The organism is Neotabrizicola shimadae (assembly GCF_019623905.1).
GTDB lineage: Bacteria > Pseudomonadota > Alphaproteobacteria > Rhodobacterales > Rhodobacteraceae > Neotabrizicola > Neotabrizicola shimadae.
Window position 1 is genome coordinate 2,778,550 of sequence record NZ_CP069370.1, and the last position, 24,253, is coordinate 2,802,802.

Annotated in this window: 28 protein-coding genes and 1 riboswitch; of the genes, 14 read left to right on the top strand and 14 right to left on the bottom strand. The window is 67.5% G+C overall.

Going from position 1 to position 24,253, the window contains the following annotated elements; all coding sequences use genetic code 11:
• Positions 1-27: 27 nt before the first annotated feature.
• Entirely contained in the window at positions 28-1,206 is a 1,179-nt protein-coding gene (locus tag JO391_RS13575) for a mandelate racemase/muconate lactonizing enzyme family protein (protein ID WP_220661010.1), read from the bottom strand.
• A 78-nt stretch (positions 1,207-1,284) separates the two neighbouring features.
• Here JO391_RS13575 and JO391_RS13580 point away from each other — a divergent pair, with 78 nt between their 5' ends.
• Positions 1,285-1,947 carry a GntR family transcriptional regulator gene (locus tag JO391_RS13580; protein WP_220661011.1) on the top strand — a complete coding sequence of 221 codons (663 nt, stop codon included), beginning with the start codon at positions 1,285-1,287 and terminating at the stop codon, positions 1,945-1,947.
• Positions 1,948-1,958: 11 nt separating this feature from the next.
• Here JO391_RS13580 and JO391_RS13585 read toward each other — a convergent pair whose 3' ends face one another.
• From JO391_RS13585 to JO391_RS13640, 12 genes are read right to left on the bottom strand one after another with little or no spacing between them, the layout of a single operon-like run.
• Positions 1,959-2,672 (bottom strand): SDR family NAD(P)-dependent oxidoreductase, encoded by a 714-nt coding sequence (locus JO391_RS13585; protein WP_220661012.1) that lies wholly within the window; start codon positions 2,670-2,672, stop codon positions 1,959-1,961.
• Positions 2,669-3,466, bottom strand: coding sequence for a 3-methyl-2-oxobutanoate hydroxymethyltransferase (locus JO391_RS13590; RefSeq protein ID WP_220661013.1), 798 nt, complete (start codon positions 3,464-3,466; stop codon positions 2,669-2,671). Before JO391_RS13590 ends, JO391_RS13585 begins: the two co-directional genes overlap by 4 nt.
• Positions 3,467-3,476: 10 nt before the next feature.
• Positions 3,477-3,788, bottom strand: coding sequence for a MocE family 2Fe-2S type ferredoxin (locus JO391_RS13595; RefSeq protein WP_220661014.1), 312 nt, complete (start codon positions 3,786-3,788; stop codon positions 3,477-3,479).
• On the bottom strand, positions 3,781-4,860 hold the full coding sequence (locus JO391_RS13600; RefSeq protein WP_259444700.1) for a fatty acid desaturase family protein: 1,080 nt from the start codon (positions 4,858-4,860) through the stop codon (positions 3,781-3,783). Before JO391_RS13600 ends, JO391_RS13595 begins: the two co-directional genes overlap by 8 nt.
• 20 nt (positions 4,861-4,880) lie before the next feature.
• Positions 4,881-6,071, bottom strand: a complete 1,191-nt coding sequence (locus JO391_RS13605; RefSeq protein WP_220661015.1) for an aldose 1-epimerase family protein — start codon at positions 6,069-6,071, stop codon at positions 4,881-4,883.
• Positions 6,072-6,123: 52 nt separating this feature from the next.
• Positions 6,124-7,038: a sugar phosphate isomerase/epimerase family protein gene (locus tag JO391_RS13610; protein ID WP_220661016.1), complete on the bottom strand. Its 915-nt coding sequence runs from the start codon at positions 7,036-7,038 to the stop codon at positions 6,124-6,126.
• A gap of 18 nt (positions 7,039-7,056) precedes the next feature.
• Entirely contained in the window at positions 7,057-8,148 is a 1,092-nt protein-coding gene (locus JO391_RS13615; protein WP_220661017.1) for a Gfo/Idh/MocA family protein, read from the bottom strand.
• An 18-nt stretch (positions 8,149-8,166) separates the two neighbouring features.
• The gene (locus JO391_RS13620) at positions 8,167-9,168 is read right to left on the bottom strand and encodes an ABC transporter ATP-binding protein (RefSeq protein ID WP_220661018.1); all 1,002 of its coding nucleotides are present in this window, start codon (positions 9,166-9,168) and stop codon (positions 8,167-8,169) included.
• A gap of 3 nt (positions 9,169-9,171) precedes the next feature.
• The gene (locus tag JO391_RS13625) at positions 9,172-10,260 is read right to left on the bottom strand and encodes an ABC transporter ATP-binding protein (RefSeq protein WP_220661019.1); all 1,089 of its coding nucleotides are present in this window, start codon (positions 10,258-10,260) and stop codon (positions 9,172-9,174) included.
• Positions 10,257-11,177: a carbohydrate ABC transporter permease gene (locus JO391_RS13630; RefSeq protein WP_259444701.1), complete on the bottom strand. Its 921-nt coding sequence runs from the start codon at positions 11,175-11,177 to the stop codon at positions 10,257-10,259. Before JO391_RS13630 ends, JO391_RS13625 begins: the two co-directional genes overlap by 4 nt.
• 2 nt (positions 11,178-11,179) lie before the next feature.
• Positions 11,180-12,040, bottom strand: a complete 861-nt coding sequence (locus JO391_RS13635; RefSeq protein WP_220661021.1) for a carbohydrate ABC transporter permease — start codon at positions 12,038-12,040, stop codon at positions 11,180-11,182.
• Between the two features lie 54 nt (positions 12,041-12,094).
• The gene (locus JO391_RS13640) at positions 12,095-13,693 is read right to left on the bottom strand and encodes an extracellular solute-binding protein (RefSeq protein WP_220661022.1); all 1,599 of its coding nucleotides are present in this window, start codon (positions 13,691-13,693) and stop codon (positions 12,095-12,097) included.
• A gap of 383 nt (positions 13,694-14,076) precedes the next feature.
• Between JO391_RS13640 and JO391_RS13645 the strand changes: the two genes are divergently transcribed.
• The 3 genes from JO391_RS13645 (at position 14,077) to JO391_RS13655 (ending at position 16,874) form a co-directional block, all read left to right on the top strand.
• Positions 14,077-15,087: a LacI family DNA-binding transcriptional regulator gene (locus JO391_RS13645; protein WP_259444702.1), complete on the top strand. Its 1,011-nt coding sequence runs from the start codon at positions 14,077-14,079 to the stop codon at positions 15,085-15,087.
• 45 nt (positions 15,088-15,132) lie between these two features.
• Positions 15,133-15,315, top strand: a riboswitch (cobalamin riboswitch).
• 43 nt (positions 15,316-15,358) lie between these two features.
• On the top strand, positions 15,359-16,057 hold the full coding sequence (gene bluB, locus JO391_RS13650; protein WP_220661023.1) for a 5,6-dimethylbenzimidazole synthase: 699 nt from the start codon (positions 15,359-15,361) through the stop codon (positions 16,055-16,057).
• Positions 16,047-16,874: a propanediol utilization protein gene (locus tag JO391_RS13655; protein ID WP_259444703.1), complete on the top strand. Its 828-nt coding sequence runs from the start codon at positions 16,047-16,049 to the stop codon at positions 16,872-16,874. Before bluB ends, JO391_RS13655 begins: the two co-directional genes overlap by 11 nt.
• A 31-nt stretch (positions 16,875-16,905) precedes the next feature.
• On the opposite strand, the gene JO391_RS13660 is transcribed toward JO391_RS13655, so the two are convergent.
• The gene (locus tag JO391_RS13660; RefSeq protein ID WP_220661025.1) at positions 16,906-17,484 is read right to left on the bottom strand and encodes a transglycosylase SLT domain-containing protein; all 579 of its coding nucleotides are present in this window, start codon (positions 17,482-17,484) and stop codon (positions 16,906-16,908) included.
• 226 nt (positions 17,485-17,710) lie between these two features.
• Here JO391_RS13660 and hspQ point away from each other — a divergent pair, with 226 nt between their 5' ends.
• The 10 genes from hspQ to JO391_RS13715 all read left to right on the top strand — a co-directional run bounded on the left by hspQ (position 17,711) and on the right by JO391_RS13715 (position 24,189).
• Positions 17,711-18,037, top strand: a complete 327-nt coding sequence (hspQ, locus tag JO391_RS13665; protein WP_220661026.1) for a heat shock protein HspQ — start codon at positions 17,711-17,713, stop codon at positions 18,035-18,037.
• A 63-nt stretch (positions 18,038-18,100) separates the two neighbouring features.
• Positions 18,101-18,442, top strand: a complete 342-nt coding sequence (locus tag JO391_RS13670; protein ID WP_220661027.1) for an STAS domain-containing protein — start codon at positions 18,101-18,103, stop codon at positions 18,440-18,442.
• Positions 18,432-18,872, top strand: coding sequence for an ATP-binding protein (locus tag JO391_RS13675; protein ID WP_220661028.1), 441 nt, complete (start codon positions 18,432-18,434; stop codon positions 18,870-18,872). The genes JO391_RS13670 and JO391_RS13675 overlap by 11 nt, the downstream gene beginning before the upstream one ends.
• Positions 18,873-18,930: 58 nt before the next feature.
• Positions 18,931-20,511: a gamma-glutamyltransferase family protein gene (locus tag JO391_RS13680; protein ID WP_220661029.1), complete on the top strand. Its 1,581-nt coding sequence runs from the start codon at positions 18,931-18,933 to the stop codon at positions 20,509-20,511.
• Entirely contained in the window at positions 20,501-20,965 is a 465-nt protein-coding gene (msrC, locus tag JO391_RS13685; protein ID WP_375155667.1) for a free L-methionine (R)-S-oxide reductase MsrC, read from the top strand. Before JO391_RS13680 ends, msrC begins: the two co-directional genes overlap by 11 nt.
• Entirely contained in the window at positions 20,965-21,732 is a 768-nt protein-coding gene (locus tag JO391_RS21535) for a GFA family protein (RefSeq protein WP_259444704.1), read from the top strand. The genes msrC and JO391_RS21535 overlap by 1 nt, the downstream gene beginning before the upstream one ends.
• Positions 21,733-21,782: 50 nt before the next feature.
• Positions 21,783-22,409 (top strand): LysE family translocator, encoded by a 627-nt coding sequence (locus JO391_RS13700; protein WP_220661030.1) that lies wholly within the window; start codon positions 21,783-21,785, stop codon positions 22,407-22,409.
• A 3-nt stretch (positions 22,410-22,412) separates the two neighbouring features.
• Positions 22,413-23,309, top strand: coding sequence for a homocysteine S-methyltransferase family protein (locus JO391_RS13705; protein ID WP_220661031.1), 897 nt, complete (start codon positions 22,413-22,415; stop codon positions 23,307-23,309).
• On the top strand, positions 23,309-23,956 hold the full coding sequence (locus tag JO391_RS13710) for a pseudouridine synthase (RefSeq protein WP_220664566.1): 648 nt from the start codon (positions 23,309-23,311) through the stop codon (positions 23,954-23,956). The genes JO391_RS13705 and JO391_RS13710 overlap by 1 nt, the downstream gene beginning before the upstream one ends.
• Positions 23,957-24,027: 71 nt before the next feature.
• Entirely contained in the window at positions 24,028-24,189 is a 162-nt protein-coding gene (locus tag JO391_RS13715; protein WP_220661032.1) for a hypothetical protein, read from the top strand.
• Positions 24,190-24,253: the final 64 nt, after the last annotated feature.

Below are 24,253 nucleotides of genomic sequence, written 5' to 3' on the forward strand. Positions count from 1 at the left end.
GGTCCTCCTCCCTGATTGGTTGACCCGTCAGGCCGTTGCGGCGCTGCGGGAGGTCTTGCTGAACAGAAGGCAGTCGGGTCCCTGGCGCATCTCCTCGGGGCGCAGGGGAACCGGGGCCGACCAGAGCCCGCGCGCGGCGGATGACAGGGTCAGGCCAAGTCCGGGCCGGTCGGGCACATGGATGAAGCCGCCCTCGATGCGGAACGGTTCTTCGACCAGGTGGTCGTAGTTCTGGAACGAATACTCGAGCCAGGGCACTTCCGGCAGGGCGCAGGCGGTGTGCACGCCAAGCTCCAGGTTGGTGTTGCCGAGGGCGACCGGGATGCCCAGTTCGGCGGCCAGCCAGCCGGTGTGCATCACCTCGGTGATGCGGCCGTGAACGTTGATGATGTCGGTCGCCCGCGCCATCAGAAGCCGGGCCCGGCCCGAGACATCGAGATACTCGCCGGAATTGATCTGGGTCCAGGGCGCGGCGGCGGACAAAGCCTTCAGCCCGTCGAAATCGGTGCGCAGGATCGGATCTTCGACCCAGATCAGGTGATGGCCCGCCCGATGGAACAGGGACAGTCGCGCGGCGGCCTCCTTGGCCGACCAGGCCTCATTCGCATCGACCATGACGCCCGCCTTCGGCCCCACGGCGGCGCGCAGGAGGTCCAGCCGGTGCAGGTCGCGTTCTGGGTCAGGATGGCCCACCTTGATCTTGAAGGCCGGAAAACCGAGGTCGGCAGCGCGGGTGAAGAAGGCGGAGAATTCGGCATCCGACATATGATAGTCGAGCCCGCTGGCATAGACCGGGGCGCGGCGGCGCGTGCCGCCGAGGTAGTCGGAAAGCGGCAGGCCGGCCTGTTGCGCGGCCAGATCCCAGAGCGCGATCTGCAGCGCCTCGCCGAAGCCATGGGCCGAATCGCGCTGGTTGCCGCCGCGCGGGCGGTCGATCCGGTGGATCAGGGCTGCGGGAACGCGCCCTTCCAGCCCCGGCCAGAGATGGGCGGTGAAGCTCGCCTCCATCGCCGCGACAGGGGGAAGCGGATCCCACATGGAATGGCCGAAGCCCAGGCCCCAGTGCCCTGCCCCGTCGCGCAATTCCAGCGCGAAGCCGTTGAAGTCTTCGAAGCGCACCTGGCTGTCGCCGATCACCCGGTCGCGCCGGAACTGGAACCGGGTCAGGCGGAAGTCTGTGATTGCGGCAGGTAGCTTCTTGATCATGTCAGAATCTTCATCTGATTTATCAGTTACGCTTGCACATCTATTGCCCCGCCGCAAGCCCGGCGTTAGCCTGAGGACATGAAAGCCCGTGACCCCGCGCCTTTGCTGTCTGACCTGGCCTATGAACGCATCCTTCAGGCGCTGTTCGACGCGCGGCTTCCGATGGGTGCGCGGCTGAGCCAGGGAGAGCTGACCGAAGTGACGGGTATCCCCGTCGGCCCGGTCCGCGATGCGCTGAAGGTGCTGGAGGCGGATGGCATCCTGACCGTGCATCCCCGGTCGGGGATCGAGGTTATCCGCCCCTCGACCGACCTGGTGCGCGCCACCTTCCAGTTCCGCGCCATCATCGAACGGCAGGCCGCCCGCACCTTTGCGCTTACCGCGCCCGAGGCGGTGCTGCGGGGCATGCTGGTGCAGCACGATGCCGCCGCAGAGGAGTTCAGGGCGGCCGATCCGAACGCCAATGTCTCGGCCCAGCTGTCCGAGCTTGAGGTGGAATTCCACTCGCCGATCGTGGCGTGCCTTGGCAACGAGCTTGTGGATGCCTCTTACCGGCGGCTGCAGCTGATGGCGCGGATCATCAAGGTTCGGGCAGCAGAGTTCCCCCGGGCGGCCCTGGTTTCGGTGGCCGAACACCGCGAGGTGCTGGCGGCCTGCCTGCGGCGCGACGAGACCGCGGCCGAAATGGCGATGGCCCGCCACCTGACCAATGCGCTGAACCGCAACCTTGGCGTGGCCTGAGGCGCGGCGGGTCAGCCCTGCCCCGCGCGCAGGTGCAGCGCATTGTCGGCGGTGATGACGGCACCGTTGATCCAGCGGGATGCGGGCGACAGGAGGAACGCCACGATGTTCGCAATATCCTCGGGTGCGGCAAAGACATTGGCCTGGACCTGCGCCGCGATGGCCTGTGCATCCGGGCGGTCGGTCAGGTGGCTGGCCTGGGTCAGCCAGTCGTTCAGACCCTGCGTCGCCGTTCCCCCCGGCGCGACCGCGTTCACACGGACGCCCTTTTCCCACAAGTCCAGCGCCAGACCGCGGGTCATATGGTCGAGCGCGGCTTTCAGGCTGTCATAGGCCAAGTTCGCGCGGGCGTTGCGGATGGCGTTGACCGAAGAGACATTGACTATGGCCCCCTTGCGCCGGGCAAGGCCGGGCGCCAGCGACCGCGCCAGCAGGTAGGGCGCGCGCAGGTTGACGGCGTAGAGCCTGTCCCAGGCGGCCGAGTCTGTGAGGTCCAGGTCGCCCGAATGGAACACCGCTGCCGCGTTCACCAGGAAATCGGCGTCGCGCCCTGCCGCCGCCAGCACCGCCTCGCCGGCATCGGCGCGCGACAGGTCGATGGCGGCGAGGCCGGGACCATCGGCCCGGTCTATGCCCAGAACTTCGGCCCCCTCGGCGCGCAGCGCCTGTGCCACGGCGCGGCCGATGCCGCTGGCCGCGCCGGTGACGATGCCGAAACGGGTCATGGCAGGCGGGCGCGGAAGGCGGCGAGTTCGGCTTCGTCGATCTTCACCAGATAGCGGTCCTCGGGGAAGGCGCCGGTTTCCACGTCGCGGCGGAATTCGGAGAAGGCGGCCACCCGTTCGCGTTGCAGCCGTTCGTATTCGGCGGCGAAGTTGCGGTAGACCTTGGAATGGCGCGGCATGTGGTCCTTGTGGTCGCCCAGGATGTCCATGGCGAAGAGGTACTGCACGTCGCAGCCCGCGCCCGAGCCCATGGACCACAGAAGAAGCCCCGGCAGGCGGCGGCTGATCTCTGTCGCCACCGCATCGGGGACGACCTCGATTTCCACCGCGAAGGCGCCGGCGGCTTCGTAGGCGAGACACTCTTCGTACAGTGCAAAGGCCGCGTCGGCGGTCTTGCCCACCGCCTTGAACCCGCCGGTCCAGGTGGCGCGGGAGGGCACGAGACCGACATGGCCAACCACCGGCACATGTTCATCGGCGAGGAACTTCACCGTGCCCAGGCCGCCGGAACAGTAGATCGCATCCGCCCCCGCCATGAGCGCCTTGAGCGAGAAGCGCAGGTAGTCGTCGCGCGTGCCGGCCTCGCGGTGATCGACCCCGGTCATCGAGAAGAGGCCGGGCGCGACCTCGCGGTAGCGGGGATGGGCAACCAGCTCGATCGGGGCGGAGACGATATCTATGCCCGCTTCCTCGGCCGCGGCGGCCTCGTCCAGGGTGAAGATGCGCAGCATGGTCAGCTGCCGCTTGCCCTTCAGGGCGCGCAGGTCGGCAACAGTGGGGCGCTTGCGGGGCATGGGGCTTCCCTCAGATCAGGATCTCGATCCGGCCGCCCGAGACGCGGGCCGGATAGGTGGCAAGGTTCACGCAGACCGGCGCGCGGAGTGCGGCCCCGGTCTTGTAGTTGAAGCGGCCATTGTGCTTTGGACATTCGATCTGGTCGCCCATCACCAGCCCGTCGCAGAGGTGGACGCGCTCGTGCGAGCACAGGCCATCCGTGGCGAAGGGCGCGCCCGAGGGATCGCGATAGACCGCGAAGGTCCGGCCCCCGTGGTCGAAGCGCAGCACATCCTCGGGGTCGATGTCATCCTCGTCGCAGACGGCAACCCAGTCAGCCATGAACAACAGTCTCCTTGTAGGGCCGCGCCGTGGGCGGCAGCGGCTTTCGATAGGCGTATTCGGGATCCTTTGCCTGCCGCAGAACCGCCGGGATCGCCTCGCGGTAGGCATCCCAGATCGAGGGGTTCGGCGCGGGCAGGTCGTGCTTGATCAGCTCGTGCAGCTTTGGCAGCGCGTGATAGGGGACCATGGGGAACATGTGGTGTTCGACGTGATAGTTCATGTTCCAGTAGATCCACCGGCTGACCGGGTTCATGTAGACCGTGCGGCTGTTCAGGCGGTGGTCGGTGACGTTTTCGGCCAGGCCGCAATGCTGGATCAGCCCGGTGATCAGCATGTGCCAGCAGCCATAGATGCGCGGCAGGCCGATGAGCATGAGCGGGATCCAGGACTGCCAGATCAGCGCCGCGAGCACGGTCGCGACATAGATCGCCATGTGGACACGGGCGGCGAAGATTGCCTTGCCCCATTCGCTGGCTGGAATGTAGTCCTTTTCGTCATCCGAGAGCTTTCCGGCGGCGTTGCGGGCCAGAACCTTGACGGAATCGATCATGTCCAGCACGCCGGCATAGGCCATCATCAGGCGGAAGACATTGGGCGGGCGCTTGCAGGCGACCTCGGGGTCGCGGCCGACGATGATGGTGTCGGTGTGGTGGCGGGCGTGGCTCCAGCGCCAGCTGACCGGGTTGCGCACCACCATGAAGCTGGCGATCTGATAGACCACATCGTTCATCCAGCTGGTCTTGAAGGCGGTGCCGTGCCCGCATTCGTGCCAGCGCGAGTCGCAGACCGAGCCGTACATTACGCCATAGACCACCCAGAACGGCACGCATCCCCAGGTGCCCCAGAAGGCGATGCCACCCCAGGCGCTGCCGGCGAGCAGGGCGAACCACAGCAGCGTGTCGCGGATCGCCGGGCCGTCCGTGCGCTGCATCAGCTCCTTCATCGCCTTGCGCGGTACTTCGGTGTGGTACCAGTCGGCGTTGGCAAGGCCCGCGTCCTTGGCGCGCGAAGTGTCCGCACCGGTCAGGGAATAGTCGCGGATATGGGGCGGGTCGGCCATTGCGGTCATCGCATCGGTCCCTTTCTGTCTCAGGTGTCGGGTTGCCAGCGCCCGGTCAGGGGCGGGAAATGGCCCGAGGGGGCCGGATAGTCATCGGCCGGCTGGCCGTGGATGGCGCGGATGCGCGCCTCGGCCGCGGCGGTGGCTTCTGTCCCATCCAGCACGGTGAAGCGGGCCTGATAGTCGCGCGTCTCGCCGGGGCGCAGCCAGATCATCTCGCCCCGGTCGCGCGCGGCGGTGTTGCCCAGGACGTGGTGGGTTGACGGCTCGATGCCCAGCACATACTGGCCGGCCTGAAGGTTCTGCCATTGATAGGCACAGGGCAACTGGTCGGCGCGGGTGGTCATTTCCAGACCCAGGGCCAGACGGTCGTTCAGCAGGGCCACGCGGACCTCGCCCGCGGCATCGGCGGCCATGTCATGCGCCCAGACCTGTTCGGCAAAGCCCATGCGGGGGCCGGACATGTTGCGGTAGCCGACGCCCTGGTCGCGGTAGCGGCCGGTATGGGCGGCCCAGATCACATCGCGGATGGGGGCGAGGTAGCGGCTGCCTTCGTCCAACAGCGGGTAGCCGAGGTTTACGTGGTAGAAGAACATGTGCGGCGTGACCGCGAAGCCTGCGTTCACCACCCGGTCGGTCAGGCGGATTTCGTTGCCGCCCACCTCGGCCTCGATCCGGCGGTGCAGGTGCAGCACCTCGCCGAACAGCGCCGCCTGGACCACCACGCCTTCGGCCCAGAGGACGCAGCGGTCGCCGTGCCAGGTTTCGCCATAGCCGGTCAGGCGCGCCGGGATCTGGCTGACCCGGCCATGCAGGCCCTGCGGCGCGATGGACCGGCGGGGGTAGTTGTAGTTCAGCGCCGGCACGGTTTCCGAACCCAGGATGTGATCCAGCCCGCAGGTGACAAGGAAGCCGGTGAACGACCGCATCAGGCCCAGCCCGTCCTCGCCCTCTGGCTCGAAAAGCGCGGGGTTGCGGAAGCCGGTGGGTGAATGCCAGCCGATGGCGCGGCCCTTGTGTTCGACTTCGGCGATGTCCATCGCCCGGTCCACCATGACGGTGAAGCGCAGCCCGGTTCCGGTGCGGAACTCCAGCATCCGGACGCCGCGTTCCAGCCCGTCGGCCAGCGTCACCAGCCGCACGCCGGCAAAGGCTGCGAGGCTGCCGCCGCGTTCAGCCAGCGCGCGGGCGGAAAGGGTCTGGCCGTAAAGCTCGGGCATCTTCGTCTCCGTGAGTGGTCGCGGGCTGAAGTTAGCCCGCGACCCGATGCTGTCACAGGCCGTTGGCCTTGAACTTGCCGTCCAGGAACGCCTTGGCGCGCGGAATGTCGCTTTCGTCGAGGTGTTCGATGATGACCGGGATGTTCGGGTGCTTTTCCGACAGCCGCTTCAGATACAGGTCATAGTTCAGCGAGCCTAGGCCGGGCGCCGGAAGCTCGATCTCGCCCACGCCGCGGAAGGTGTGGGATTCCAGCGCGTCCTCGTCGCCGATGTCGGCGTGCTTTTCGCTCTTGTCGTCGCCCGACCGCTTCACATCCTTGGCATGGGCGATCTTGATATGCTGGGTCAGCGTGTCGAAGACCTGGTTCAGGATCTGGTCCATGCGGTCGATGTTGTGGGTCTCGAAGTAGTTGGTCGGGTCCATCAGGAGGCCCAGGCCCGGATGGTCCACCTGCGCGAACATCCTCACCGTCTCTTCGACCGAACCCACCACGTTGTTGACGTAGGTTTCCAGCAGGAACACCGCGCCATGGTCATAGGCGGTCTGCGCCAGATCGGCGATCACCTTGCGGCAATCCTCGAAGCCCTCTTCCGTCTTGTTCTTCGGATGGTGGACCCAGTCGCTTTCGGTGTTGAAGGTCCCGGTTTCCGAGATGACATAGGGTGTGCCGAAGGCGCGGGCGTTGCGGATGATCTCTTTCAGATATCCCACGCGCCGCGCCCGCTCTTCCTTGTCGGGGTGGACGATGTTCGTATAGCCCGAGATGCAGCAGATCGGCAGGTTGTGGTCGCGGAACGTGTCGCGCACCAGCTTGGCCTTGGCGGCCGTGATCTGGCCGGGGCCAAGGTCGACATCCTTGAAATGCAGGTCCAGCTGGACCGTGGTGAAGCCCTGTTTCTGGATCCGCTGCGCGGTTTCCTTCAGGCCATAGGGGTAGTAACCGGTGAAGATGCCTGCGTGCATCATGGTCTGGGTCTCCTCCCGTCAGTTCGTTGAGATTTCGGACAGTTTCACGGTGCGGCCTTCCGCCATCGACCGGTATCCGGCCTCGATCAGCGCGACCGTCTTGACGTTGTCGGCCACCGACAGCGCGGGCGCGGTCTTCGTGGCGATGGCGTGTTGCAGCTGTTCCATCACGCCGATGAAGGCATGGGGGAACCACATGGTCTCCCACTTGGGCTCCACCCATTTGCCGCCCGTGGTCTTGCGGCTGGCATAGCTGAGCGTCGAGGCCGCGCCGGTGGGCCAGCCGATGGTGCCCTTGGCCACGCCTTCGGTGCCGTCGACGCGCCATGAGATGTGCTGGTCGTTGTCATAGCCTTCGGCGCGGGGGCCGGACCAGACATCCTCAAGGCTCACCGCCAGCACGCCCGAGGGGAAGCGCAGGGTGGACACGGTGATGCCGTCCTTGTGGTCGAAGGCGGTGCGCGGGTCGGTGCGGGTCTGGGTGGTGATTTCGGTCGGGTCGCCGAACAGGAAGCGCAGCACGTCCAGGTGATGCACCGACATGTTGGCCAGCGTCAGACGATCATAACCCTTCAGGAAATCCTGCCAGTGCGGGATCGCGTGCATGTCGATCTGGGCAAAGACCACCTCACCCAGGTCGCCCCGGTCGAGGATCTGCTTCAGCACGCGCATCGACTGGTCGTAGCGCATGTTCTGGTTGACGCTGAGCACCTTGCCCGCCGCTTCGGCCTCGTTGCGGAGCGCGATGGCCTCGTCCAGCGTCAGCGACAGGGGCTTCTGCGCGAGGATGCCCTTGATGTGCGGCTGTTTCAGCGCGGCGCGGATCAGGCCGGGCTGCTGGTCGGGCGGATAGGCGATGTCGAGGATTTCGACCGAAGGGTCGGCGATCAGCGCCTCGGGCGTGTCATGCACCTTCGGGATTCCCCAACGGCTGGCCACGGCTTCCGCCCGCGACTTCGTGCGGCTGGCGATGGCCGCGACCGGGAAGCCGGCCTGCTTGTAGGCGGCCAGATGGCATTCGGCCATGATCATGCCTGCGCCGATGCAGCCGATCTTCAGGCTGTTGGTGCGGACCTGCGGGTCGGGGCTGAACCCCAATGCGTCAGTCATTCCTTCCTCCCTCACGTCTCAGGCCGTCAGGCGGTGGCCATCGGGCGCGAAATGGTGCAACCGGTCAGGCGGTGCGGTCAGGCGCACCGGCTGGCCGGGGGCAAAGGCGGGCTGCCCCCTCAGCATGGCGCGCAGCGTCTCGCCCCCCGCCGCGATGGTCAGCACAGTATAGCCGCCAAGCGGTTCGACGCCGGAAATCCTGGCCTGACCCGTGGCATCGGGCGTGACCGCCAGATCCTCGGGCCGCACGCCCACCTGCGCAGCCCCCGGCCGCCCCGGGAACAGCCCCGGCGGCACAAGGTTCATCACCGGCGCGCCCAGAAGCCGGGCGACATAGGCGCTGGCGGGGCGGTCATAAAGCTCGGTCGGCGCGCCGATCTGGCGGATGGCGCCGTGGTCGAGGATCGCCATGCGGTCGGCGACCGACATTGCCTCTTCCTGGTCATGCGTCACATAGATCAGCGTGCGCCCCGCCTCGCGCTGCATCCGCTTCAGCTCCACCCGCGCCTCTTCGCGCAGGCGGGCGTCCAGCGCCGAGATCGGATCGTCCATCAGATAGGCCGCCGGGTCGCGCACCAGCGCACGGGCGATGGCAACCCGCTGGCGCTCGCCCCCGGAAAGCTGGGCGGGATGCTTGTGCAGGATGTGGGCGATGTGCAGCTTGGCCGCGGCATCGGCCACGCGGGCGGCTATCTGCGCCTCGGGCACCCGGCGTTCGACCAGGGGGAAACGGACGTTCTGCTCTGCCGTCATGTGCGGGAACAGCGCGAGGTTCTGGAACACCATGGCGATGTTGCGCCCGGCGGGGCCGACCCGGTTGACCACCTTGCCGTCGATCAGGATTTCGCCCTCGTCCGGGGTATCGAGGCCAAGGATCAGCCGCAGGATGGTGGTCTTGCCCGAAAGCGGCGGGCCGAACAGACAGAAGAACTCGTTGTCGGCCACAGTGAAGCTGGCGTCGTTCACCGCGAGTGTCTCGCCGAAGCGCTTGGTGACGTTGCGGAAGGCAATCTCTGCCATGTCTCACACCCCCCGGATGGCCCGGCCCGAGGCCGTGTCGAACAGGCGCACCGAGGCCTCGGCCGGGGCAAAGCGCACCGTGCCGCCCGCGGGCAGCGTGGCGCCCGCCGGGAAGACGGCGCGCACCGCGTCACTGTCGCCCAGATGCAGGATGTTCCGCGCGCCGATCCGTTCGGTCAACAGAAGCGGCAGGTGCAGGGCGGCGCCTTCGGGGTCCAGGTGCACCTCCTCGGGGCGGAAGCCATAGGTCACTTCGGCCTTGCCCCCGCGCGCCGCCGCCGCCAGTCCGGGCGGCAGGGGCGGTGTCAGGCCAAGCGGGCCAAGGTCGACGGCAAGGCCCCGGTCGGTCTCGGCCAACCGTCCCGGCAGAAGGTTCATCCCCGGCGCGCCAATGAAGCGGGCGACGAAGATGTTGGCCGGGTCGTTGTAGACTTCCAGCGGCGTGCCGACCTGTTGCAGCACGCCATGGTCCATCACGGCGATGCGGTCGGCCATGGTCATGGCCTCCAGCTGGTCATGGGTCACATAGACCATCGTCTGCCGGAACTGCCGTTGCAGGGACTTGAGCTCGGTTCGCATCACCGAGCGGAAGGCGGCATCCACGTTCGACAGGGGCTCGTCCAGAAGGAAGATCGCGGGCTCCATCACCGCCGACCGGCCGATCGCCAGACGTTGCAGGATGTTGACCGAAAGCCCCGCCGCGGGACGGTCCAGCAGATCGGTCAGCCCCAGAAGATCGGCCATCGCCGCCGTGCGCTTTGCCACCTCTGCGGCGGGCCGGCCCGTCATGCGCAGCCCGTAGTCCAGGTTCCGCCGCACAGTCATGTGGGTGAAGATCGCGTAGTTCTGGAACACGAAACCCACGCCCCGCCGGCCCATCGGCACCCCGGACATGTCGCGGTCACCAAACAGGATGCGGCCCTCGCTTGGCCGTTCCATCCCGGCGATCATGTTCATCGTGGTGGACTTGCCGCAGCCCGAGGGGCCAAGCAGCGCCATGAACTCGCCATCGGCGATCGACAGGTCCATGGTCTTCAGCGCGGTGAAGCCGCCGAACCGCTTCACCAGGTGTTCAAGGCGGATCGCGCTCATTTCGCCATCCTCTTCATGGCCCAGACCGCAGCGACCGAAAGGGCGACCAGGATGAACAGCGCGATGGCCGCGACATAGCCCCAGATCAGATCCTGCGTGGTGATCTTGTAGATGTAGACCGAGATGGTTTCGGTCGCGACGCCGGGGCCGCCCCCCGTCATGATGTACAGCGTGTCGAAGATCTTGAACGCCTCGATCACACGGATCGACAGGGCGATCACGATGATGGTCTTCATGCGGGGGATGACGATGGTGCGGAACCGCGCCCAGGGCGATGCCCCCAGCAGGGCCGCCGCCTTCAATTGGTCATCCGGAACGCCGACCAGACCCGCCAGCAGGATCAGGAACATGAGCGGCGTCCATTGCCAGATGTCTGCCACCATCACCGCCACCAGCGCCAGCGTCGGATCGGACAGCCAGGCCAGGGTCACGGGCTCGGGCGTAAACCATGACAGGATGTCGTTCACCGGTCCGCCCGACTGGAACAGCATGAAGAACATGTAGCCGGCGACGGCGGGCACCACCATCATCGGCATGATCAGCACCGAATAGGCCACCCGCTTGCCGGGGAAGTCGTCCACGAACAGCGTGGCGAGTGCGAGGCCCAGCAGGAACTCGACCGGCACGCAGACTGCGATCACCAGCGCCGTGCGCCAGAGCGCCGACCACAGCCGCCCATCGCCCAGGATGTCGGTATAGTTGGCAAAGCTGTTCCAGTATTCCCAGGCATGGGGCCAGGACACGCCCGACAGGGGCGACCAGTCGGTCAGCGAGATGTAGAGCTGCATCAAGAGCGGAAAGACCGAGATGAACAGCACCAGAATCTGCGCGGGAAGCGTCAGGCGAAAGCCAAGCCGGGCGGTCTCGGGGGCGTCGGCGCGAGGCTGCGCGGCGGGGGCGGGAGCACGGTCTGCCATGGTCATTGCTTCAGGGCCCCGAAGGTCAGGCCGCGCACGAGATGTTTCTGGATCATCACGCCCAGGATCACCGGCGGCACCGCCGCGATCAGGCCAAGCGCGGCCTTGGCGCCATAGAGCTGCCCGGTCATCGAAGATGACAGCGACGCCATGTAGACCGGAATAGTCACCCATTCCCGCGTCGTCAGCAGAAGCGCGATCAGGTAGTCCGACCAGTTCAGAATGAAGACGAACAGCGAAGCGGCGGCCAGGGGTGCGGCCATCATCGGCAGCGTCACGCGGGTGAAGACACGGAGCCGCGAACAGCCCTCGACTAGCGCCGCCTCTTCGATTTCCTTCGGCATGTCATCGAAGAAGGTCTTCATCAGCCAGAAGGCGAAGGGCAGCGTGACGATGCCATAAATCAGCGCCAGGCCCCACCAGGTGTCCATCAGGCCCAGGAAGGCCCACATGATCATCACCGGGATCATCACCGCCATCGGCGGGAACAGCCGCAACTGGATCAGCGCAAGCGGCAGGTTCGCACCCGAGCCAAAGCGAGACAGGCCATAGGCGGCGGCCGTGCCGGCCGACATGGCGATCAGCGTGCCGACAGAGGCGGAAAGAAGGGAGGACAGGATCGGCTTGCCCGCAGTGCGGTCCAGGGCGACGATCAGGTCCGATCCGCTTTCTCCGAACAGGAAGCGGAAATTGTCCAGCGTGGGCGCAAGCGGCACCCAGGTCAGCGCGGCGCCAGAGGCCTGCCATTCGGCAACCGGCTTGAACGCCATGGAGACCATCCACAGGATCGGCACCAGAGTGATCGCCAGAGCGACAAGGATCGCGGCGTAGCGGAAGATCTCGAAGACGGGCGAACGGGTCATCGGCAGTCACTTGAAGGAGGGGCCGGGGCGGTCTGGCCGCCCCGGCGCATGGTCTCAGACCGGGTCCAGAACGGTGGGCCAGGCGGCCATGTTGCCGCGCACCGCCTCGACGATCTTGTCGCGCCCGGTGCGGCGGGTGATCTTTTCCCATTCCGCCGCTGTGTCGGCCATCGCCTGTTCGGGCGTCTTGGCCTTGGTCAGCGCGGCCATCAGGTTTTCGTCCAGCGCGTTGTTGAAGGCCGTGGCGCCGGCGTAGTTGATGGTCGGCACCGACCGTGCGACCGTCTCGCGCACCACATCCATGTGGTAGGCGTGGTAGGTCTCACGCACCAAGGGGTCGGCAAAGTCGTTCAGGCTGAAGGGGTCGAAATAGCCGCCGGGGTTCGCCGTCATCCAGGAATAGATGCGGCTGGACCCGAGCCATTGCAGGAACAGGTAGGCCAGTTCCGGATTCTTCGACTGCGAGCTGACCATCCCCGTCAGCGAGAACCACAGCACCGACCGGCTGACGATCTTGCCGTCGATCTCGTTGCCGGGCGGCAGCATGGACCCGATCTTGCCCGTGACGGTCGATCCGGTATTGCCCGGATTGTCCAGGAACTTCGGCAGGTTCGAGAAGGCGCAGGTCATCGCCGCGCCGCCGGCGGCGAAGTTGCCGTACTGTTCCGGCCAGCCCCAGGAAATCGCATCAGGCGAATGGTGGGCCAGCGAGTCGATATAGGCCTGGGTCGCCTTGATGCCCTGCTCGGACGAGATCAGCGGGTTCGCGTCGTTGTCGAACAGGTACTGGTTCGGCGAGGCGAGCGAGGTGTAAAGCTGGTACCAGTTGGTATAGCCCCAGCCCTGGTTGCGCAGGTCGGTCGAGCCGAACAGGCCCTTGTCCGGACGCTGGAAGAAGGCCGCGATGTCGTTGAACTGCGCCCAGGTGCGCGGCACGGCCAGGTCATAGCCATACTGGCTCTTGAACGCCGATTGCTCGGCCGGGTCGTTGAACAGGTCGGTCCGATACACCCAGGTCTGGAAGTCGCCGTCCAGCGACACGCCATAGGTCGAACCGCGATACATGTTCATCAGCGACACGCCTTGCGCGCCGTTCACATAGCCGCGGACCGGATCATCCCATTCCGGTTTGTATTCGGCGACATAGTCGTCCAGCTTGGCGATGCCGCCGGATTCCACCAGGTCGCCCAACCGGTTCCAGTCGGTCGAGTAGATGTCGAAGCCGCCCGCGCTGGTCGAGATGTCCTGCATGGTCTTGGTGAATTCCTGCCCGTTGGGCAGGCCCACGATTTCCAGCGTGATGCCGGTCTCGCGCTCCCACAGTTCCTTGACGCTGGGCGCGCCGGCCGGGAAGGGCTGGGTCAGCTGGCCGATGGACCCGTCCGACAGGCCGAGGACGATCTTGTCGGGCGCCGTGCCTGCCGCCTTCATCGCCTTGGCCGCCTCGACGGCGCGGCCTTCCGGCGTGTCCGGTCCGTATTGATAGCGTTCGGCCCCGGCAAAGCCGGTCGGCCCGCCGATCATGCCCGGCGCCAGCTCCTGCGCCCAGGCCTGCCCGATCCAGCGCGGCGCGATCAAGGCGCCGGCACCGACAATTCCCCATCGCGCGCCGGTTCCTAGGAACCCGCGCCGCGTCAAGCGACGTCCGATCATGAGATCCTCCCTCAAGCCCTCTCCCGGAGCCCGTGGCGGGTTTGTGCGGCGACTCGGCGGCAAGTGTCAATCAATTTGTTATATGCTAAACATCATTTTGATGCTCTATTCTTGAAGGAAAGATGCCGCAGTTGCGAGATTCTCGAGGCCCTCATGCACGTTTCGTCGATGATTGCCGCAATGACATCAAGAAGCTGCATGATTTGCGACTGCAGAAAGGATCAGGCGATCCATAGCGCGAGGCCAACCGGCCACCAGATGACGCGAATCGCCAGCGCAATGATGTCTTTTAAATCAGTGTGTCCCGGCGCGGCCCCCGTCACCCTGTTGACCCGCCCTCGCCCTGGCCCTAGCTGCTGGTCGGGAACATCCGGAAGACCGTCATGCTGCGCGCCACACTGACCGACATCGCCCGCGAGGCCGGGGTTTCCCCTGCCACTGTCGACCGCGTCCTGAACGACCGGCCCGGCGTCAAGGAACACACGCGACAGCACGTCCTGTCCGTTGCACAGCGGCTTGGCTATGTCGCCGTCAGCGCGCCCTCGACGCCAGCGGTCCGGCTGGCCTTCCTGCTGCCCCAGGGCACCAATTCCTTCATCCGGATGCTTCAGGCACAGATCGAGACCCAGGCCGCGGCGCTGGACGGCGTGGAAACCCTGGTCGAGACCATCGAAGGTTTCGATCCCGCGGCCCTTTCAGAAAGGCTGGCGCGGATGAAGGGCGCCGTCGACGGCCTCGGCGTCATCGCGCTGGACCATCCCGTCGTGCGCGAGGCGCTGCGCGGGCTGGCGGCCTCGGGCGTCAGGATCGTCACCCTCTGCTCCGATATCCAGAACGTGCCCCGCGCGGCCTATATCGGCACCGACAACCGGCAGGCGGGCCGCCTCGCTGGCTATCTGATGGGCCGCTTCCTCGGCACGGGCAGCCAGGGCAAGGTGGCGCTCTTCGCAGGCTCCCTGTCCTACCGCGGGCATCAGGAGCGCGAGATGGGCTTCCGCCAGATCCTGCACGAGGAATTCCCCGGCCTGCAGATCGTGGAACTGCGCGAGATGCTGGACGACCGCGAGAATTCCTGGCGCGAGGCGATGGCGCTGTTCGACCGCCACCCCGACCTTGCCGCGATCTACAATGTCGGCGGCGGCTCTTACGGCATCGGCCGGGCGATGAAGGATCGCGGGCTTGCGCAGCGCGTCGTGCTCATCGGCCACGAGGCGACCGAGGGCAACAAGGCGCTGCTGCTGGACGGCACGATGGACGCGGTGATCGACCAGAACGCCCGTGTCGAGGCGCGCGAGGCGCTGGCCACGCTGATCGCCGGTGTGCGCGGGTTGCCCTACACCCCGGTCCAGCCGCGCCAGCACGTCATCTTCCGCGAGAACCTGCCCGACGAGTGACCCAAGCCACGGCCGCAAGGGCGATTGCGCCCGTGCGGGCTCGGCGGTATCTGGGGTTGGTCTGGTGCCCGGCCTGCGAGGGTCGGGATAATCGGGAATGCGGTGAAACTCCGCAACGTGCCCAACGCTGTAAGGTGGACGGGGCCGCAGATGCCACTGACCTCGGTCGGGAAGGCGCGGCGCCGGAGGAAACCGAGTCAGAAGACCGGCCAGACGAAACCGGGGCGCAGGCTGGCCGACCTGTACCCCGTTTCGACGACAGGGGAACCGATTGTCCAGTCCTGCCCAACCCGCCTCTGCCGCGCTGGTCGCGGCCCCCCCCTTTCCAGAGGCCGACCGCGCCGCGGTCTACCGTGCCATCCACAGCCGCCGCGACGTGCGCAGCCAGTTCACCCCGCGTCCGGTGGACGATGCCACCCTGCTGCGGCTTCTGGATGCCGCCCACCATGCGCCCTCGGTTGGCTTCATGCAGCCGTGGAACTTCATCGTCATCCGCGACAACGGCGTGAAGGGCCGGGTTCAGGCCGCCTTCGCCGAGGCCAATGCCGAGGCCGCCACGCTCTTTCCGGCCGAACGCCGGCCGCTCTATTCGGCGCTGAAGCTGGAAGGCATCACCGCCGCGCCGGTCAACCTCTGCGTCACCTGCGACCGCAGCCGGGGCGGCCCGGTCATCCTGGGCCGCACCCATGCCCCCGAGATGGACCTCTATTCCACCGTCTGCGCGGTACAGAACCTCTGGCTCGCGGCACGGGCCGAAGGTATCGGTGTCGGCTGGGTCAGCATCTTCCGCGAGGGGGCGCTCAAACGGATCCTCAATCTGCCCGATCAGGTCGTGCCTGTCGCCTATCTGTGCCTTGGCCATGTCGACGAGCTTCATGCCGAGCCCGAACTGCAGGCGCGCGGCTGGCGCAGCCGCCTGCCGCTGGAAGACCTGGTGTTCCATGACGGCTGGGGCCAGCGTGACGGCTGATCCCCTGCCCCCCGGCGCCCGCGTCGCCCTGCCCTGCCATTTCGGCGAATGGCTCCAGGGCCGCATCGGCCCTGCCGGGCCGGTCGGCCTTGTCACGCTGTTGCCCGCGGTCACCGGCCTGGCGGGCCAGCGCCGGGCCGGTGCGCTGGCGGCCTGCCGGTTCGGCCAGGGCGCGGGGCTCATCCCCCTGCCCCGCCTGCGCCGCTTCCTGAACGATCTGGGCCTGCCGCCCAAGGGGCGCTACCTGCTGAAACCGCGCTTCGTGCCAGGGTCGGGCACCGGCATGTCCACCGCCTCGCTTCTGGCCGTGGCACGCCTTGCAGGATACGCCGGCCCGCGCGGCTGCCTTGTGCGCGCCTGCCTTCGCGCCGAAGGCGCCAGCGACCCGCTGATGCTGGACCACCCCGACCGCCATCTCTGGGCCTCGCGGCAGGGCGAGGTGCTGATGGGCCTGCCGCCGCCGCCGAGGGCCGAGCTTCTTGTCGGCTTCTGGGGTCCGCCCGAAAGGACGCGGGCCGAAGACTGCGACTACGCCGACATCTCCGACCTGGTTTCGGACTGGTCCAATGCGCCCGGCCTTGCCGGCTGCGCCGCGCTCGCCAGCGAAAGCGCGCGTCGCTGCCAGGCCCGGCGCGGACCCGCCTCCGACCCGACCGCCGACCTCGCCCGCGCCCTGGGTGCCCTGGGCTTTGCACGGTCCCATTCCGGTCCGGCCAGGGCGCTGATCTTCGCGCCTGGCAGCGTGCCGCCTGAAGGTCCGCAAATCCTTCGCGCCGCCGGCTACACCGGCGTCGAGCGTCTTGCGACGGCCACCTGACCCGGCCTCCGGGCCGGGACGCCCTGCCTGGTCAGCGACATTCCTGCAGTTGAACCTCGTAGCGCGCAGACCGCGCGCCCACCCGGTTCGCCACGTCCACAAGCCAGGGCTTGTTGTTGTAGCTGCCATTGGCAAAGCCCGTGCGGCCCTCGTGATAGGCCAGGTATTGCGACCGCGCATCCGTCTTCGAGATGCCCAGCCGTTCGGCCGAACCATCCATGTACCAGCCCATGAAATCGGTGGCATCGCGAATGTTGTCGCGCTTGGCGCCGCGGCCGCCTTCCTCGTCCTGATACTCTTCCCAGGTGCCGTCCAGCGCCTGGGCATAGCCATAGGCCGAAGACTGGCGCCCCATCGGGATGATGCCCAGCGCATAGCGGTGCGGCGTGCGGGCGTTGCCCACGAAACTCGACTCCTGGTAGATTGTCGCCATCTGCACATGGACGGGCACGCCCCACTTGCGCTCGGTGGCTTCCATCGCCCGCAGGTACTGCGGTCGCTCGCGCGCGATGGCGCAGGCATCCTCGACATTGCGCGGCGCCGAAAAGTTGCCGCCTCCACAGGAGGCAAGGAACAGCAACAACATCGACGCGCGGAGAGTTCTGCTCATCTGCCCCTCGCGTTCTCTTTTTTGCGCAGTCTAGGTGAAGTGCCGCCGGGGGGAAACCCGTCAAGAGACGCCGCAGCGATCAGATTCCCGCGAGGATGCATGTCTGCCACGGCCGATCGAAGGGCCCGGCCAGCGAACCTGTTGATCCGGATTGTTTCCTTGGCCCCTTCGCGCCAAGAATGGACTCTTTTTGACCAAACGCGTAATAATGATCATGGGGGTACAGATGCAGACGACGCTTGCAAAATATCATATCGGCCAGGTGCTGCGTCATCGCAAGCACCCGTTCCGGGGCGTCGTCTTTGATGTGGACGCCATGTTTTCGAACACCGAGGAATGGTACGAGAACATCCCCGAAGAAAGCCGCCCCTCGAAGGACCAGCCCTTCTATCACCTGCTGGCCGAAAACGACCAAAGCTATTATGTCGCCTATGTCTCGGAACAGAACCTCGTCCCCGATGACACGGGCGAGCCGGTCACGCACCCCGACCTGGGCGACCTGTTCGGCGATTTCGAGGACGGGCGCTATCCGCTGCAAGTGCGCCTGAACTGACGCTCACCTTTCGCTAACCCCGCTGCCCTAACCTGACCCCGATGATGGATTCGGAGGTCGCGTATGGAACTTGTGGCAGAGGAACGCCCCGGATTGCTGCTGGTCTCAGTCGGGGCCGAACGGATCGACGCCGCGGCGGCAATCCAGTTCAAGGACCGGATGCGCGAACTCGTCCAGGCGCATGATGGCACCACCCGCATCATGCTGGACATGTCGCGCGTGGCCTTCCTCGATTCCAGCGGCCTTGGCGCGGTGGTCGCGGTATTGAAACTGGTGGGCCCCGACCGGCAGCTTGAACTCGCAGGGCTCACGCCCACGGTGGAAAAGGTCTTTCGCCTCACACGGATGGACAGCGTCTTCACCGTCCATCCCCTCGTGCCCGACGGGCCGCGCAATGCCGGATGATCCAGACGGCGCTGACCTGACGCTGGTCATTCCCGGCGACGCCCTGGCCGTCCGCCAGGCGCTTCAGGCCATGGTCGCGGCGCTGACCTCTCGCGGCCTGCCTCCAGACGACCGGGGCACCGCCGAAATCGTGCTGGCCGAGGTGCTGAACAACATCGTCGAACATGCCTATGCCGGGCGCCAGGGCGTCATCCAGGTGACGATCCGGCTGGATGCCGCGGCGCTCGAATGCCGGGTGGTGGACGATGGCCAGCCGATGCCGGGCGATGCCATGCCCCCCGGCGATCCTCCCCCTGTCCCGCCCGAGGGCGACCCTGCCGAGGGTGGGTTCGGCTGGTTCCTGATCCGCAGCCTGTCGCAGGATCTGACCTACCGCCGCACCGATGGGCGCAACCTCCTGTCCTTCCGCCTGGCAACCTCCGCCGCCTGACGCCCCCGGTTTTCTTCGGCGCGCCCCCGGTCTAGGCTGGGCACGAAAAGGGGGACCCATGCGCGATTTCCAGCTTCCCGGCCGCTCGGCCGTCTATGCCACCAACGGCCTGTGCGCCACCTCGCATCCGCTGGCCGCCAAGGTCGCGGTGGACATGCTGCAGGCCGGCGGCAACGCCGCCGACGCCGCCATTGCCGCGGCCGTCCTCCTTGGCATCTGCGAACCGCAGATGACCGGGATCGGCGGCGATTGCTTCGTGCTGGTCAAGCCCGCCGGCACCGAGGATGTCGTGGCGCTGAACGGCTCGGGCCGCGCGCCGATGGGGCTGGATGCCGCAACCCTGCGCGCAAGGGGCCTGACCGCCATGCCGATCCGCGGCATTGAATCGGTCACCATGCCCGGCGCCATCGACGCCTTTTGCCGACTGAACGCCGACTACGGCCTGAAGGGGCTGGACGAAGTGCTCGCCCCCGCCATCCGCTACGCCGAAGAAGGCGTGCCCGTCGCCCCGCGCGTGGCCTTCGACTGGGCCGCCGATGGCGAGGCGCTCACCGGCGCCGCCCGGCGCTTCTATCTCGCCGGCGGCGCGGCGCCCAAACTCGGCCAGGTCTTCCGCGCCCCCGGCCAGGCCGAAGTGCTGCGCCGCATTGCGCGCGAAGGGCGCAAGGGCTTTTACGAGGGAGAGGTGGCCGAGGACATGATCGCCTCGCTGCGGGCCCTTGGCGGCACGCATACGATGGAGGACCTCGCCGCCACCGCCTGCGACTGGGGCGCGCCGGTCAGTGGCACCTATCAGGGGGTCGAACTGCTGGAACACCCGCCGAACGGCCAGGGCGCAACCGCGATCCTGATGCTGAACATCCTCGCGCATTTCGACCTCGCCGCGCTCGATCCCCTCGGCGCCCAACGCGCGCACCTCGAAGCCGAGGCGGCCAAACTCGCCTATGATGCCCGCAACCGCTTCATCGCCGATCCCGCCTTCATGACCCGCGGCGCGGACTACCTGACCGCGCCCGTAACCGCGGCGAAGCTCGCCGCCCTGATCGACCCGGCGCGCGCCATGGCCGAACCCGCGAAGCTGACGGAAGCCGTCCACCGCGACACGGTCTATCTCACCGTGGTGGACCGGGACCGGATGGCGGTTTCGCTCATCTACTCGATCTTCTGGGGCTTCGGCGCGGGCCTCGCCTCCGACAGGTTCGGCATCAACTTCCAGAACCGCGGCGCGGGCTTCACCCTGACCCCCGGCCACCCGAACGAGGCTGCGGGCGGCAAGCGCCCCATGCACACCATCATCCCGGCGATGCTGAAGGAAAAGGGCCGCATCACCCTGCCCTTCGGCGTCATGGGCGGCCAGTATCAGCCCTGCGGCCATGCCCGCTTCGTCTCCAACCTCACCGACTACGGCATGGACCTGCAACAGGCGATGGACGCCCCCCGCAGCTTTTCGGGCAGCGAGGGGATGCAGGTCGAACGCGGCTACAGCGAAGCGGTGCGCGCCGGACTGGCGGCGATGGGGCATCGCGTGTCGATTCCCGACGAGCCGCTCGGCGGCTCGCAGGCGATCCATATCGGCAGCGATGGCACCCTGATCGGCGCCTCGGACCCGCGAAAGGATGGATGCGCCCTTGGCTACTGACCTGGACTGGAAAGACCTCGAATCCCGGATCCTCGCCCTGACCGAGGGCGAGACGGACGCCGTGGCGCTCATGGCCACCGTGGTGTGCGAGCTGCACCACGGCCACCCCTACAGCGACTGGACCGGCTTCTACCGCGTCGTCGCGCCCGAACTGCTGAAGATCGGCCCCTACCAGGGTGGTCACGGCTGCCTGGTCATCCCCTTCTCGCGCGGGGTCTGCGGTGCCAGCGCCCGCACGGGGCAGGTGCTGAACGTGCCGGACGTGGACGCCTTCCCCGACCACATCGCCTGTTCGTCCACCACGCGGTCCGAACTGGTGCTGCCGGTCTGGAACGGCCAGGGCACCCTCCTCGGCGTGCTGGACCTCGACAGCAACACCCCCGCCGCCTTCACGGCAGAGGACGAGGCGCATCTGGTCCCGCTCCTGGCCCGCGTGTTCCACGGGGCGGCCTGATGCGCGGATCGTGCCAGTGCGGCGGCGTGGTGTTCGAGGTCACGCCCCCAGTCCGTGACGTGCTCGCCTGCCATTGCACACAGTGCCGCAAGCAGTCAGGCCACTATTGGGCTGCCTCCACCGTGCCCCTGGACCGCTTCCGCCTGGTTCAGGACCGGGGCCTTGCCTGGTACCGCGCCTCGCCCGCTGCCGCTCGCGGCTTCTGCAAGGACTGCGGCGCCTTCCTGTTCTGGAAGCCCGAGGGCGAGGACCGCATGTCCTTTGCCGCCGGCGCCATCGACGGGCCGACCGGCCTGCACATCGCCGAACACTGGATGCCCGAACATGCGGGCGACTACTACGCCCCAGAAGGCCCGCCGCCCGCGCCCACTCAGGCCGAAACCCTGCACGGCTCCTGCCTCTGCGGCGCCAACCGCTTCACCCTGCCGGGGCCGATGGGCGAGGTGGGCGCCTGCCATTGCACCCAGTGCCGCAAGCTGTCGGGCCACTACACCGCCTCCTTCGATGCCGAAGAATCCGCGCTGGACTGGCAGTCGCGCGACGAAGCCGTCTACACCACGCCCGGCGGCGCACAACGCGGCTTCTGTCCCCACTGCGGGTCGTCGCTCTGGTTTCGCAATGCCGCGGGCGGCTTCTCGGTCGAAAGCGGCGTGATCGACAACCCCACCGGCGGGCAACTGGTCAGCCACATCTTCGTGGCAGACAAGGGCGACTACTACACCATCGACGACGGCCTGCCGCAGTACCCAAGATGGGACGGGGCTTGAACCCCGGGGCGAAGGCGGAAATGGTGCGCCCCACCTGACCGGCGGAAGACATGCTGCACACCATTGCCTCGATCCCGTGGGAAACCTTCCTGACCATGCTCCTTGGCGGGCTGGCGGTGAACTTCGCGCCGGGGCAGGACATCTTCTTCGCCACCGCCTGCGGCATCGCCGGCGGCCCCCGCATGGGCGCCATCGCGGGCCTTGGCGTGGGCGTGGGCGTGCTGTGGCATGTGGCCCTTGCCGCGCTTGGTCTTGCCGCCGTGATCGCCGCCCATCCCGGCGCGCTGACCGCCATCAGATATGTCGGCGCGGCCTACCTTCTCTGGCTCGCCTGGAAAAGCTGGCGCGCGGGCAATTCCTCGGGCGAGGGCCGCGCCGCCCCGGATGCCCGCCGGGCCTTCCTGCGCGGCATCCTGTCCAACATCACGAACCCCAAGCCCGTGCTGTTCATGCTGGCTTTCCTGCCGCAGTTCGTCGATCCCGCCATCGGCCCGGTCTGGCAGCAGATCACCTTTTTCGGCCTGGTCTTCGCCTTCACCGGGGGTGTCGTGACCGCCGGTTTCGGCTATGTCGCGGGCCTTGCCGGCCGCGCCATCGGCGCCCGCATGGGCGCGGTCAACAAGATAGCCGCCGTCCTTTTCGCCGGGCTCGCCGTCCGGCTCGTCCTTTCGGAGTAAGCCATGACCACGATCACCCTTCTTGACGGCGGCATGGGCCAGGAACTCGTGGCCCGCGCGGGGCAGGACCCCGGCCCCCTCTGGGCCACCCGCGTGATGATCGACCACCCCGGTCTGGTGAAGGCGATCCACGACGATTACTTCGCCGCCGGCGCCTCGGTCGCCACCACGAACACCTACAACATCCTGCACGACCGGCTGCAGCCGCAGGGGCTGGACCAACTGTACCACGCGCTGCACCTGCGCGCCCTGGCAGAGGCGCACGAAGCCAAGGCCCAGGCCGGGCGCGGCCTCATCGCCGGCTCCATGGGGCCTTTGGGCGAAAGCTACCGCCCCGACCTGACCCCGCCGGTGGAGGTCTCCGCCCCCCTATACGCCGAAAAGGCGCGGATCCTCGGGCCGCATGTCGACGTGATCCTGATCGAGACCATCCCCTCGCTCGACCTCGCCCGCGGCGCCCTGAAGGGTGCGCAGGCGGCGGGCAGGCCGGTCTGGCTCTCGGTCTCGGTCAACGACCGCGACGGCACCAGACTGCGCTCGGGCGAGCCGGTTGCCGCGCTGGCCGACGTGCTGGCCGAAACACCCGCCCAGGCGGTGCTGGCCAACTGCTCCATGCCCGAGGCGATGGCAGCCGCCATGGGCGAACTGGCCCGGCTCGGCCTGCCCTTCGGCGCCTATGCCAACGGCTTCTCTGAAATCTCCTCGCTGCCCCTGCCCGATGACGGCGGCGCGCCCGCCTATTGCGCCCGCCACGACCTGACGCCCGAACGCTACACCGCCTTCGCGCTTGGCTGGGTCGCGCAGGGCGCCACCATCGTCGGCGGCTGCTGCGAGGTCGGTCCCGCCCATATCCGCCACCTCGCCGCCGCGCTGACCGCCGCGGGGCACACCATCGCATGATGGAATTCGACTACGACCCGCCCCCCGATCCCCCGGCGATCCTGCACATCGACGACCAGATCATCGTGGTGGACAAACAGCCGGGCCTCCTCTCGGTGCCCGGCAAGCTGGAAGGCCGGCAGGACTGCCTGGAATCCCGCCTGCGCGCGATCCACCCCGACACGCTTCTGGTGCACCGGCTGGATTGCGACACCTCGGGCGTGATGATCTTTGCGCGCACCAAGAAGGCGCAAGGGTTCCTCGGGCAGGAGTTCGAGAAGCGCCGCGCGAAAAAGGTCTATGTCGCGCGCCTCTGGGGCCACCTGCACCCCGACGCGGGCCGCGTGGACCTGCCCATTTGTGCCGACTGGCCGAACCGCCCGAAACAGATGGTCAGCCACGACCACGGCCGCCCTGCCCAGACCGACTGGCAGGTGACAGACCGCCCGCCCGGCGAGACGCGCGTGCGCCTCATGCCGCTGACCGGCCGCAGCCACCAGCTGCGCCTGCACATGGCCGAACTCGGCCACCCGATCCTCGGCGATCCCATCTACGCCACCGGCCCCGCCCGCGACGCCCCGCGCCTGATGCTGCACGCCGAAAGCCTGACGCTGCACCACCCCGCCGACGGCCGCCCCGTCACCTTCACCGCGCCCTGTCCGTTCTGATCCGCCGGCTTGGCCGCGCCCCCGCACCATGCAAGATTGCCCCGCATCCCAGCCCCGGCCCGCGCATGACCATGCCTGATCTTTCCACGATCTTCTGGATGGGCCTCCTGGTCCTGATCGTCGGCGCCATCGTCGCCTTCTACGCCTGGGCCATCGTCAACCGCGCTCGCGCGCTTCACCGCGCCATGATCGCCCTGCGCGACCGCATCGACGGCTCGAACGACCCGCGCTGAAGCCGCCGGCGCCACAAACCGCTTTCGCCGCGGGAACGGCCCGGCTAGCAATGACCCATGCCCG

Excerpts from the sequence above, each read along its gene's own strand:
- JO391_RS13575 (WP_220661010.1), bottom strand. The coding sequence starts at position 1,206 with ATGATCAAGAAGCTACCTGCCGCAATCACAGACTTCCGCCTGACCCGG.
- JO391_RS13580 (WP_220661011.1), top strand. The coding sequence starts at position 1,285 with ATGAAAGCCCGTGACCCCGCGCCTTTGCTGTCTGACCTGGCCTATGAA.
- JO391_RS13585 (WP_220661012.1), bottom strand. The coding sequence starts at position 2,672 with ATGACCCGTTTCGGCATCGTCACCGGCGCGGCCAGCGGCATCGGCCGC.
- JO391_RS13590 (WP_220661013.1), bottom strand. The coding sequence starts at position 3,466 with ATGCCCCGCAAGCGCCCCACTGTTGCCGACCTGCGCGCCCTGAAGGGC.
- JO391_RS13595 (WP_220661014.1), bottom strand. The coding sequence starts at position 3,788 with ATGGCTGACTGGGTTGCCGTCTGCGACGAGGATGACATCGACCCCGAG.
- JO391_RS13600 (WP_259444700.1), bottom strand. The coding sequence starts at position 4,860 with ATGACCGCAATGGCCGACCCGCCCCATATCCGCGACTATTCCCTGACC.
- JO391_RS13605 (WP_220661015.1), bottom strand. The coding sequence starts at position 6,071 with ATGCCCGAGCTTTACGGCCAGACCCTTTCCGCCCGCGCGCTGGCTGAA.
- JO391_RS13610 (WP_220661016.1), bottom strand. The coding sequence starts at position 7,038 with ATGATGCACGCAGGCATCTTCACCGGTTACTACCCCTATGGCCTGAAG.
- JO391_RS13615 (WP_220661017.1), bottom strand. The coding sequence starts at position 8,148 with ATGACTGACGCATTGGGGTTCAGCCCCGACCCGCAGGTCCGCACCAAC.
- JO391_RS13620 (WP_220661018.1), bottom strand. The coding sequence starts at position 9,168 with ATGGCAGAGATTGCCTTCCGCAACGTCACCAAGCGCTTCGGCGAGACA.
- JO391_RS13625 (WP_220661019.1), bottom strand. The coding sequence starts at position 10,260 with ATGAGCGCGATCCGCCTTGAACACCTGGTGAAGCGGTTCGGCGGCTTC.
- JO391_RS13630 (WP_259444701.1), bottom strand. The coding sequence starts at position 11,177 with ATGGCAGACCGTGCTCCCGCCCCCGCCGCGCAGCCTCGCGCCGACGCC.
- JO391_RS13635 (WP_220661021.1), bottom strand. The coding sequence starts at position 12,040 with ATGACCCGTTCGCCCGTCTTCGAGATCTTCCGCTACGCCGCGATCCTT.
- JO391_RS13640 (WP_220661022.1), bottom strand. The coding sequence starts at position 13,693 with ATGATCGGACGTCGCTTGACGCGGCGCGGGTTCCTAGGAACCGGCGCG.
- JO391_RS13645 (WP_259444702.1), top strand. The coding sequence starts at position 14,077 with ATGCTGCGCGCCACACTGACCGACATCGCCCGCGAGGCCGGGGTTTCC.
- JO391_RS13660 (WP_220661025.1), bottom strand. The coding sequence starts at position 17,484 with ATGAGCAGAACTCTCCGCGCGTCGATGTTGTTGCTGTTCCTTGCCTCC.
- hspQ (WP_220661026.1), top strand. The coding sequence starts at position 17,711 with ATGCAGACGACGCTTGCAAAATATCATATCGGCCAGGTGCTGCGTCAT.
- JO391_RS13670 (WP_220661027.1), top strand. The coding sequence starts at position 18,101 with ATGGAACTTGTGGCAGAGGAACGCCCCGGATTGCTGCTGGTCTCAGTC.
- JO391_RS13675 (WP_220661028.1), top strand. The coding sequence starts at position 18,432 with ATGCCGGATGATCCAGACGGCGCTGACCTGACGCTGGTCATTCCCGGC.
- JO391_RS13680 (WP_220661029.1), top strand. The coding sequence starts at position 18,931 with ATGCGCGATTTCCAGCTTCCCGGCCGCTCGGCCGTCTATGCCACCAAC.
- JO391_RS21535 (WP_259444704.1), top strand. The coding sequence starts at position 20,965 with ATGCGCGGATCGTGCCAGTGCGGCGGCGTGGTGTTCGAGGTCACGCCC.
- JO391_RS13700 (WP_220661030.1), top strand. The coding sequence starts at position 21,783 with ATGCTGCACACCATTGCCTCGATCCCGTGGGAAACCTTCCTGACCATG.
- JO391_RS13705 (WP_220661031.1), top strand. The coding sequence starts at position 22,413 with ATGACCACGATCACCCTTCTTGACGGCGGCATGGGCCAGGAACTCGTG.
- JO391_RS13710 (WP_220664566.1), top strand. The coding sequence starts at position 23,309 with ATGGAATTCGACTACGACCCGCCCCCCGATCCCCCGGCGATCCTGCAC.
- JO391_RS13715 (WP_220661032.1), top strand. The coding sequence starts at position 24,028 with ATGCCTGATCTTTCCACGATCTTCTGGATGGGCCTCCTGGTCCTGATC.